Annotated in this window: 7 protein-coding genes and 2 pseudogenes; 3 read left to right on the top strand and 6 right to left on the bottom strand. The window is 57.0% G+C overall.

Translation table 11 applies throughout. The features are described 5' to 3' along the window. From RMO15_RS14975 to RMO15_RS14955, 5 genes are all read right to left on the bottom strand, one after another. Positions 1-561, bottom strand: a 561-nt coding sequence (locus RMO15_RS14975; RefSeq protein WP_309714226.1) for a hypothetical protein, incomplete at its 3' end; no start/stop codon positions are given. After that, positions 558-1,961, bottom strand: a complete 1,404-nt coding sequence (locus RMO15_RS14970) for a tetratricopeptide repeat protein (RefSeq protein ID WP_309714224.1) — start codon at positions 1,959-1,961, stop codon at positions 558-560. The genes RMO15_RS14970 and RMO15_RS14975, both read right to left, overlap by 4 nt. A gap of 59 nt (positions 1,962-2,020) precedes the next feature. Next, positions 2,021-3,547: a DUF4331 domain-containing protein gene (locus RMO15_RS14965; protein ID WP_309714222.1), complete on the bottom strand. Its 1,527-nt coding sequence runs from the start codon at positions 3,545-3,547 to the stop codon at positions 2,021-2,023. Next, positions 3,541-4,131 carry a PEP-CTERM sorting domain-containing protein gene (locus RMO15_RS14960; RefSeq protein ID WP_309714220.1) on the bottom strand — a complete coding sequence of 197 codons (591 nt, stop codon included), beginning with the start codon at positions 4,129-4,131 and terminating at the stop codon, positions 3,541-3,543. Before RMO15_RS14960 ends, RMO15_RS14965 begins: the two co-directional genes overlap by 7 nt. Positions 4,132-4,219: 88 nt before the next feature. Then, positions 4,220-6,313 carry an ATP-binding protein gene (locus tag RMO15_RS14955; protein WP_309714218.1) on the bottom strand — a complete coding sequence of 698 codons (2,094 nt, stop codon included), beginning with the start codon at positions 6,311-6,313 and terminating at the stop codon, positions 4,220-4,222. Positions 6,314-6,473: 160 nt separating this feature from the next. Here RMO15_RS14955 and RMO15_RS33295 point away from each other — a divergent pair, with 160 nt between their 5' ends. From RMO15_RS33295 to RMO15_RS14945, 3 genes and pseudogenes are all read left to right on the top strand, one after another. Continuing rightward, positions 6,474-6,755, top strand: coding sequence for an IS1 family transposase (locus tag RMO15_RS33295; RefSeq protein WP_369016119.1), 282 nt, complete (start codon positions 6,474-6,476; stop codon positions 6,753-6,755). Between the two features lie 50 nt (positions 6,756-6,805). After that, positions 6,806-7,225: pseudogene (locus RMO15_RS14950) on the top strand (IS1 family transposase); the annotation flags it as partial. 23 nt (positions 7,226-7,248) lie between these two features. Beyond that, positions 7,249-7,611 (top strand): annotated as a pseudogene (locus RMO15_RS14945) (NUDIX hydrolase); the annotation flags it as partial. A gap of 2 nt (positions 7,612-7,613) precedes the next feature. On the opposite strand, the gene RMO15_RS14940 reads toward RMO15_RS14945, so the two are convergent. Beyond that, positions 7,614-7,982 (bottom strand): clan AA aspartic protease, encoded by a 369-nt coding sequence (locus RMO15_RS14940; protein ID WP_309714216.1) that lies wholly within the window; start codon positions 7,980-7,982, stop codon positions 7,614-7,616. Between the last annotated feature and the right edge of the window lie 133 nt (positions 7,983-8,115).

The following is an 8,115-nucleotide window of genomic DNA, read 5'->3' as shown; positions in this document are numbered from 1 at the left end:
ACGAACGAACTGCCGAATCACCGAAAAGACGCTCTGTGAGCTGCCTTGTTGGTAGGCGAAGACGGGCTGTGAGGCGCTGAGAACGCTCTCGGCAAGGAGTGCGTGTGAGCTTGCCTCCGACACGCTGGCAAAGACGCGGTGCTCAGGATCTACGGGAAAGAGGTTGCCGGCTTCCAGCTCTAGCTGCATGGGGCGCTTTTCCCAGGAGTAGTGCAGTACGAGGCGAAGCACTTTACGCTCGGGCAGGAACGTGCTTGTCCCAACCGGCACGGCGACAAGTGCTTTTCCCTCCGCGCGAAGTATTATGCGAGCGGCAACGGCCCGCTCCATTGCCCCCTGATTTTTCTCCAACGCCCTCTGGAGAAGCTCTCCCTCTAGCTCTAAGGCAGGATAGTCGGTGACGAACGCTTTGAGGGAAAACGTGACAATGGCATCGGCTCCAGAGTCGCTTAGCAGGAGCTCTAGTGGGGTGCGTGGGATGTCGTGGGCCGAGGCAAGGCTCGGCCCAAAGACGCCACAGAGCAGCACCAGGAGCACATGAAATAGTGCTTTTGTGCTCACTGAGATTTCCCCGAGGCAAGTGCCACGCCGCCCTCAGGAATGGGGGGCGCGGTGCTGCCCAGTGCCTGAAGAGTCTCCGCCGCGAGCTGGGCATCCGCCACACGGAAGTAGGGGTTTCGGCTGAGGGCTTTGTAGAGATACCGCTTTGCCGTCTCTCTCTCCCCCAGCTTTGCGTAGATCATCCCCGCGTGAAAGAGCACCGGAGAGTCGGGAGTTGCTGCGCCGAGTGCGCGGTCTATGGCGGCTTTGGCATCGGGGAGCTTGTCGTTTTTATAAAAACACCAGGCGACTGTGTCAGCAGCGACCGCGTTCTTGGCCTCACGATGCGCCTCCGCGAGGGCGAGGGCACGGGGAAGCTGGTGGCTGTGCTCGGCGAAGAAGCGGGCCATGTAGAGCTCGTCTTGGCTCCCGAGCTTCTTGTGCTCCTCGTGCAGCCTCTCCACCAGCGCAAAGGTCTCCTCCGCCTTCGCCTCTTGTTTGGTGAGGGAGTAGAGGTCACCCAGGGCGACAAGGCCTGCGTGCTGTGGGGCGAGTGTGACGGCTTTTTCGTAGAGCGCAATGGCCTCAGGGTAGAGCCCCTTTGCCATTTTGAGCTGTCCTAGACCGGTAAGTACTGCGTAGCTGTTTGGGGAGACTTTTTGCGCGTCCTTGAGGAGGTTCTCGGCAGGCAAGACCGCGCCTTCTCCCAGCAGCATCTCAGCGAGCTTTGCGTTGCACCAAGCCGTGTTTTCGGAGTGGGCACCGCCCGCTTTGATGGCCTTGGTCATCAGCCACATCGCCTTGCGCGTGTCTCCCAGCAGGTAGAGCACCTGTGCTCCACGGCTGTATGACGAGAGGTCGGGTCGAATATCGAGCATCTTCTGATAGCTGACAAGCGCCTCTTTGTATGCCCCCTGCTCGATCTGTGCATCGCCGATCAGGCCGTAGGCGGCGCTATCGGAGGGGTTGAGCACGAGGGCTTTCTGGGCCCAGGCAATGCTCTCTGGGAACTGGTGGCGACCTCCTGAAACCCAGGCGAGGCCCGTCATGGCGTCGCTTTTTTGTGGCGCGAGCGCCAGAGTCTGCTGGTAGGCTTTCTCGGCTCCGTCGTAGTACTGGTGGTTGGCACTCTCGCGTGCGGCCTGCATCAGCGCATCGCCGAGGTTGAGCCAGTGGGTGGGGTTTTCGGGCGATTGCTGCGCCTTTGCCTTCCACTTCTGGATCTCGGCCTGGGTGGGCGTGGGCGTGCCGGACGGTGAGGGGATGGCAGCGAGAAGAGCTACAGGCGAGGGGGCTGTGCGAGCTGCCGATGAGGCGCTCCGGGCGTTCAGACCCCAGCCGAGGACAGCCGCGCCACCACTGGCGGCAAGAATTAGCACCAAAAGGCGGTGGTTCGGAGCGTGTGAAGATGACGTTTTCATGGGGACCTCAGAGTGAAAACTCTCCCGAAGCCGCTGTCGTGGCTTCGGGAGAGAGCGTGCTAGAATCCGACGTTAGGGCCGGAGTCCTTACTATTGCGCAGGCCCGAGTGGGGCGTTGCGGCATACGGGAACGTCTGGTTGTAGACCTGGTCGTTGGCGGCGATATTATCTCCCACGACCGTCACCGTAGCGTAGGTCGGGCCACTTGCCACGGCTGTCAGGGCGATATCTACCACATCGTCACCGAAGCGCCGTCCATTGGGCCAGCCACCAGGAATGCTATTGCCATTGGACTTGGTGAGCGTGTCTCCTCCAATGAAGCCTAGGCGATTAAAGCCTGCTGTTCCCGAGACACGTGCGGCTCCCGTTGTCGTGTCCACACGAATCACATCGGGGATGTAGACTGCCTGGAGATCCGCACGGCCCGTTGTCGCGAAGCTCGTGCCATAGACCGCATTGATCAGAACGGCGACCTCGGGGTTGAGGGCGTAGGTGCTAAAGCTCGCATCACCTGTCGGGGCGGAGCGGTTGTAGCGGTCTTTGTCGCGCATTGCCACGAGCACCTCGTTGAAGAGGGGATTGCCGAGGCGGTTGACCTGAACAAAGGGACCTGAGGGCGTTGGATCGCCGCTAGTGGAGAGAAGCGTGATGCGCGGGCGGCTCACGGAGGCATAGACCCCCACGCCATTGGCAGCACCTTCCGAGAACGCAGCCGTGTAGGGCAGTGACGGTAGATCGCTGAGTGGGATCACGATGGCGTAGTGCAGGACATTAAAGCCCTTAAAGCCATCCACGCCCCCGCCAGCCTGGCCAAGCGTGCTTCCCAGAATTCTGGAGTTTAGGAGATCGAAGATACCGGGGGTGTCGGCGTAGAAGCCGTCCTCGCGGGAGCCGCAGAAGACCGTGTTGCCACCTCCGGTACCCATGCCCACTGCCGGAAGATCGTAGGTGGTCTGGAAGGTGTACTTATCCAGGGCCATCCGGTTGACTGCTCCCGAGACCGCACGGCCATTCATATCGTTGTAGAACGGTGTTGCCAGTCCCGTATTGTAGGGGGGAACCAGGAGCGGCGTGCTATTGAGCCGAGTTGAGGTGCTGCCCATCACGCGAGTGACGGAGTAGGTCTGGGTGAAGTTCTGGCGCACATCGCCCACGTCCTGAATAGGCCCCACGGCGGTGCCGCGACCATAGCGCAAGATGGTGTCTAAGTTCTTGTAGGCACCAGCAGCGCTGCTCACCGGAGAGAACTGGAAGTCGTAGCGCTGGATCTCCCCTCCTGTGGTGGGGTTGGTGATATGGATGCTATAGCGCGCATCCGAGGCAAAGGCATCGTAGAGGACGCCATCACCGGGCTCGGAGAACGGGCGGACACTGACCTCACAGACCAGAACTCGCTCGCCACCGGGGCGGGTGCGGATAAAGGCGTAGACATCGGTGAGGTTGGTCTGAGGATCGAGCTTACTCAGCGGGGCATCACTGTGGCTGGAGGCCTGTGCCTGCTGGGGCACCAGAAAACCGGCGCCGAGAGCCAGCGAGCTGGCAAGTAAGACGGCAAGCGGTTGCTGCCGTCGGGAAGTTGCTAACATGACGAGATAGTTCCTTTCGTGGTGAGGAGAGAAGCTGTGCCACGGCGGTTGCGGCGCAGAAGGAGAGCGGCAGGTACGCCTGCCAGGGTGATCAGGGCTAGTGTGCCCGGCTCTGGTGCCGCTGTCAGTACGGTGACACCAGGGAACGTGACGCCGCCCGGAGGGGGAAGATAGCTCGTTCCATTGATATCAAGGCCGACATAGGTTGAGGGGGCAAACGAGCTCCCACTCTCGAAGCTAAACCCCGAGATGGTAGTGAGCATATCAAATGCCTGTAGAGTGAACGGGTCTGCATCCTCAAGAAAATCCACTCGCCCTGGAAGCGAGCCATCAAGTGCGGGATTGGCATCGTAGGCGATCAGGAAGCCCGTTGGAGCCACCAGATTGGTGAGAGTGGAGTTGACGGGAATGTCGAGTGAGAGTGCTGCCAGAGTTGCGTTACTGCCATTGAAGACACTGAATGTGTAGACAAATGACCCGGTACGAGTACCTGTAACATTGACCTGTGCGTGAGCCGCCTGAAGGGGAACCAGAGCCAGCAGAGTCACGCTCACCAGAGCAAGTTGCCGAAGCGGTGAGACCATAAAAATCCTCCTTTTAGTGCACTGGTAGGCTTACCAGCGTGCTCTCAGGATAAAGTTTATGGAGAGGGGATACCAGACCAGAACGTGCTCACCCATTGCTCATTTCTTGCTCATTTTTTCCAGAAAACACGCCTGTCTCCTCGCGCCAGAGAATGCGTGTGAGCTCTTCCACTCCCGAGCGAAGATAGCGACGGAAGGTACTGGAGGGAAGGCCAAGCTCCTCGGCCGCTTTTTCCTGACTCCCCGTTGGCTGGAGGTAGGTCTGTAGAAGAACCTGGGCCAGCTGGCTCTGACGCGGGACTGTCTGGAGAGCCTCGTAGGCTTCCTCAATCAGAGCTTTTAGCACGCGCCCACGCTCTTGTGGTGAGGTACTCTGGGGGGCGCGGTTTCTGACTAAGCGTGAGAAGGCAAGAGGATTGCTGACAAGTGCCTCGGGGCGGGTGAAAGCCCGAAGCGCTTGGTGCACAGCGGTGCGAAAGTCTTCCTCACTCAGAGCAATTAGAGGAGTGGGCAGATCACGCCGCTGGAGCGTGGAGTTGCCAATCAGCTGCTGCTCGCTCTCGGCGAGGCGTGTCAGCCAGCGCGTGGGGGAGACAAGCCGCCAGTCGTGCCCGAAGACGGCATAGGAGCGTCCTCCGACGGTAAAATCCGCTTCCTCAATGCGCTTCAGTCCGGCGTAGGACAGAGCACCTCCCCACATACCAGGGTCGGCGACCGGAAAAAACGAGAACGCCAGCCGTGGCGTTGCCCGGTAGAGCTGAACTTTTTGGACAAAGAGTAGGAGCTGTAGGGGAGAGATATTCTGGTAACTATCGTGCACGATCCAGAAGCGAAAGTACGTGGCGCACTCCCCCCGCTGCAAGGGAGCAGTGGCCTCTAAATACTGCCAGGCAGCGGCAATAGCAGGGTCTTGACGACGCTGCGTGGCGGAGAGCTGCTCCAGTGGGATGCCATACAAAAGGCCCAGAGGCTCGGGTTGCTCAGGGGTACGTAGAATCCGTGCTCCCTGAGGAAAGGCTTCGAGCCAGTAGCGGAGCCAGCTCGCCGACTCATCGCCCTCGTGTTTCTGAACCAGGGCTACCAGTGCGCTCTGACCCTGCACATCACCAACTGTAGTCACTTGTGCAATGGCTCTCTGGGGATCGTGGTTCTCGAAGATTGCCCGGACGACCTGGCTACCGTGGCTCAGGAAAATATAGTCCAGTAGGAGTGAGGGCTGCTCCTCGTCGGTGGCGTGCCAGATACGCTCGATGTAGTAGGCCCGCGCCCGTCCCCCCAGCGTCTCGTAGCGCTCGGGATTACGCCAGCGCAGGTCGGCCAGAAGACACTCGCGCACAATCTCATGGAGAGCCAACCCGCGTGGTTCTAACTCGATGTAGGAGAGGCTCCGTAGCCAGGCAAACAGCTTAGGGATATCCGCCGTTTTATCCTGAAGAATATGGGCAAGATTGACCTCATTGGTTACTCGGAGCAGAGCGCAGGCTTCTAAAGCAGCGCGTGCATGGGGCTCTGGTTCGGGCTGCAGGAGATTCTCTAAGAGCACTTGGACAATCGAGGGAGAGAGCCCAGGGGGATGTTGAAGCTCTAGAGGCAGAGCTCCGGTGCGCTGGTGATAGAGATCCGCCGTGAGGACGAGGGCAAGAGGGTGGCCATGGGTAAAAGCCAGGGCACTGCTGTGCCAGCTTGGGGCAACATCGCGATGGGCTAGGTAGGCCCTTGCATCCTCAGCACTCAGATTGCGGAGAGGAAGGCTAATCAGACGGGTGTTCCAGTCTAGATCGTGACGCCAGGCTGTGGCAAGTGGAAGACGGCCTGAGAGCACGACGAGCGTTTCTTGAGAGAGCTGGGGAATGTAGCTGTCTCGGAGCCAAGTCTCTCGTTCAGGCGAGAGGGCTTCGAGAGTATCAATGATGAGTACACACCGACTATCCGTGGGAAGTGCCTGAGTTGCTGTCAGAAACGCCGTGGGTTGTGAATCGAGGAGCCGTGCATTGAGAAGCAAGCAGGGAATCTCCGCCTTTTCGCACTCTTGGAGAAAGGCATGCAGAAGAGTTGTCTTGCCAATCCCTCCAGGGCCATGAAGATTTAGAAGGCTAAAGGGAAGCTGTGGTGCTTTCAGAGTATCGCAAAATAGAGCAAGCTCTCGCTGCCGTCCAATGACAAGGCGTTGTGACGGTTTCATGGTTTTCCAAGTGTATACAGTTTGCTAACCATAAACCAGACTAAAAACTACTCATTTTTTGCTCAAAAAGATCATTTGTAGGAAGAGTTTTGCTGATCCGAAGCCCGCGGTTATGTTACTCAGCCTGTAGTTTAGGGTGGTCGTTTCCGATAATGGAACTATGGTCACTTCTTCTATAATTTGTCCCCACTGCCAGAAGGCAGAACCTGTTATCAAATCGGGTAAATCTGATGCAGAGACTCAGCGATATAAATGCAAGGACTGTAGTAAAACATTCGCGACTCAGCCAAAAACAAGGCGAGTTACTTCCGAAAAAGAAGAACTTATTGCACGAGAATTACTGGAAAGAACAACAATGCGTGGAATATGCCGAGTCGCTCAGTGTAGTGCAAGCACCGTTTACAAAGTTCTCGAAAAAAAAGCGAAGATTTACCAGATTTAAAAGAGACTTTACTACCTACTAGATTCGATGATTCTTTAGAATTAGATGAACAATGGACATATGTTGGCTCTAAAGAGAATAAGTTATGGATTTGGATCGCAGTCTCTTTTAATACAAGTCAAGTCGTTTCTTTCTCTGTCGGAGATCGCAGTGAAAAAACCGGTCGTGAAATGTATAACAAAATTCCCCGCTCCTATGGATTGAAGCAAAAGTATACAGACGGCTATGTTGTCTATGAAAATTTAATCCCTGAATCTTTTCATTTCCAATGTGATAAAGGCAGTGGTGGTACGAGTGTTGTTGAGGGAGTCAATACTGCGATTCGCCACCGTGTTAGTTACCAGGTTCGTCGCAGTGCCTCGTTTGCTCGCAGCTTCGACTGGCTTGTGAAGCGCTTACGGTATTTTTTCCACCACTACAATCTCTGGATCGCCGCACGTCGCCTTAAGGGAAAACTACAGGCAGAGTAACATAACCAAGCCCGCGGCGTGGCTGGGAGTTTCCCGGTGGCCAGGTCGAAGAGGGCGAAAGCCTCACGCAAGCGCTGGTTCGCGAGATTCAGGAAGAGACGGGTGTCACCGTCGAGGTTAATGACCTCGTCGGGGTCTACTCCACCACGCACTCGCATACCGTCATGTTTGGCTTCCTCTGCGCGTGGCTTGAAGGCAAGCCTGCCACCAGCCCTGAGAGCCTAGAAGTCGATTTTGTCGAGCGTGATAAAGCTTTAGAGCGTGTAACCAACCCCGCTCTCTACGACCGCCTTCGCGATATGCTGGATTTCCACAAAACCGTCGTCTACCGTGCCTATGTGCGTACTCCAGAGACCTATCTTATTCAAGAAGAGCGAGAGCTGTGAACCTACGCAGTGATGGGCAGAACCGTAACTTGGCCGCTCTCTAAAAAATCTACAGTGAGGCGGTAACTTGCCAGAAGCGCAGTACCCAGAAGAGGGCGCTCACCCAAGCCAAGAATAGCGACATCTATCCGTTTATTTTGCCAGAGTATGGTTGCGCTATGGACGGGTGTGAGAACGGCGTTGCCATCTGCGAGAACGGAGTCTAGCTCTAGTTCAAATGGCAATTTAAGCTGTGCTATTGTCTCCAAAGGAAGTGCGAGGGCTCCCTCAAAGCCAGTATCCACAACGAATTCTAAGCCGACTTGGCGAGCATCGGGGAGAATCAGATGAACGGTAAGGCAGGCTTGCAGGTTTTGCACTGCTCCCGTCACGGCACCGTTGTCCGTGTGCGTGTACCTCCAACGGCATAGACGGCGTTGTAGCCAATGCGCTCTGCCCAGATACGGGCTGAGGCATGGCGCGTGCGAAGTCGGCGACTGGCGGTCAGGAGATCACTATCGATTT

It is taken from the genome of Armatimonas sp., assembly GCF_031410135.1.
Classification (GTDB): Bacteria; Armatimonadota; Armatimonadia; order Armatimonadales; family Armatimonadaceae; genus Armatimonas.
Note: the sequence above shows the minus strand (reverse complement) of the source record. Positions and strands in the feature narration are given on the sequence as shown.

Bases quoted from the DNA above. Each gene is read 5' to 3' on its own strand.
- RMO15_RS14970 (WP_309714224.1), bottom strand. From the start codon at position 1,961: ATGAAAACGTCATCTTCACACGCTCCGAACCACCGCCTTTTGGTGCTA.
- RMO15_RS14965 (WP_309714222.1), bottom strand. From the start codon at position 3,547: ATGTTAGCAACTTCCCGACGGCAGCAACCGCTTGCCGTCTTACTTGCC.
- RMO15_RS14960 (WP_309714220.1), bottom strand. From the start codon at position 4,131: ATGGTCTCACCGCTTCGGCAACTTGCTCTGGTGAGCGTGACTCTGCTG.
- RMO15_RS14955 (WP_309714218.1), bottom strand. From the start codon at position 6,313: ATGAAACCGTCACAACGCCTTGTCATTGGACGGCAGCGAGAGCTTGCT.
- RMO15_RS33295 (WP_369016119.1), top strand. From the start codon at position 6,474: ATGGTCACTTCTTCTATAATTTGTCCCCACTGCCAGAAGGCAGAACCT.